The sequence below is a fragment of the Helicobacter rappini genome (assembly GCF_900198625.1).
Classification (GTDB): domain Bacteria; phylum Campylobacterota; class Campylobacteria; order Campylobacterales; family Helicobacteraceae; genus Helicobacter_A; species Helicobacter_A rappini.
The window spans coordinates 1-1,239 of record NZ_FZPK01000064.1 but is presented as its reverse complement, the minus strand read 5'-3'; the positions used below and the strand labels follow the sequence as shown (position 1 = coordinate 1,239).

The following is a 1,239-nucleotide window of genomic DNA, read 5'->3' as shown; positions in this document are numbered from 1 at the left end:
TAGAATAAAGCTAGAGGTGGAGCATGGAAGAAACAATGAAATTATATTCCCGCTTAAAGTAAAGCCATTGAATGACAAAGGATTGCTTTATGATTGGAGTATTAAAAACCCAACCGATACAAATGCAACCCAAACTATTTATGGACGAAATAGAAATGGCGGGGCAAGAAAACATGCAGCAAGGGATTTATATACAGATTTCTTTGAAAGAAATATTAAAAACCCAAAATCTAATGTAGAAATTGTCGCAATTGCTGATGGAGAGGTTTTAGACGAAGGAGAGTTTTATCTTGACACCAAACAAGTTACAATTCTGCATGAAACTTCTAAATATGGCAAATTTATTGTAAGATATGGAGAACTAGATAGTAGTAGAATCTTGGTTAATATAGGAGATAAGGTGAAACAAGGGCAAGTGATTGGTTATGCTGGTTTGATGTTGAAAGGAAAACCCAAGATACACCCAAATATCATTCCTAATAAACAAGTCATGATGCTTCATTTTGAATACTTTACAAATGGTAATGATACTAATGTCATTGGAAAACTAACAGATTACAGCAAACTACCATTTCAAAGAAGAAATGATATAGCTGACCCTTTAGAGATTCTACAAGAGGGTTATAAAAATACTTTTGGAGGTAATAAATGAAAAAATTGGCATTAATTATTGGTATTGCATTTTGCTGTTGTATGCAATTATATGCAAACAACATAGAAATAGAATGCAGTAAAAGCGCAACTTGTGACGATGACTATGAATGCAATAGAGAAAAATGTCTTATAAAAAATGCAAAAAATATAAAAGAGGCATTGCACTATGATATAAAAAGAGAAGTAGAAGAAAATAAAAAATATTCTCTTGGTAAATCTATAGCTTATCAAGCTATGCTGCAACTTAATTTGTTCAATGGGCAAAAAAAGTATGAGTTTTCAAAATGTAGCTTGACTATAGAAAAAATGAATGAAAATGAAATAAAATTAATATATCAATTATGTAGTGTTGATGAAAGTATTTATGAAAAAACTTATAAAAAAACAAAATATGGCATAGAGGTCATAACTGAAAATTATATTTAATTTGTTTTTAACCATTTTTTGATGATAAGCATTTACTCAACGATAGTTTCTATGAGTTAGCAAGTTTATGCTGGAGCATCGACAAGTGTATAATGTGGATGGAGTAAAGCTAGAGGTGGGGTATGAGGAGGAAGAGGATTTGAGTGATATTGAGGTAGT

The 1,239-nt window shown here is 30.9% G+C and carries 2 protein-coding genes; both read left to right on the top strand.

The window, feature by feature from the left end:
- Window positions 1–652: M23 family metallopeptidase (locus tag C6H17_RS11020; protein ID WP_104731445.1), on the top strand; the 652-nt coding region annotated here is incomplete at its 5' end.
- Window positions 649–1,080: a hypothetical protein gene (locus tag C6H17_RS11015; RefSeq protein WP_005219209.1), complete on the top strand. Its 432-nt coding sequence runs from the start codon at window positions 649–651 to the stop codon at window positions 1,078–1,080. The genes C6H17_RS11020 and C6H17_RS11015, both read left to right, overlap by 4 nt.
- Window positions 1,081–1,239 lie beyond the last annotated feature (159 nt).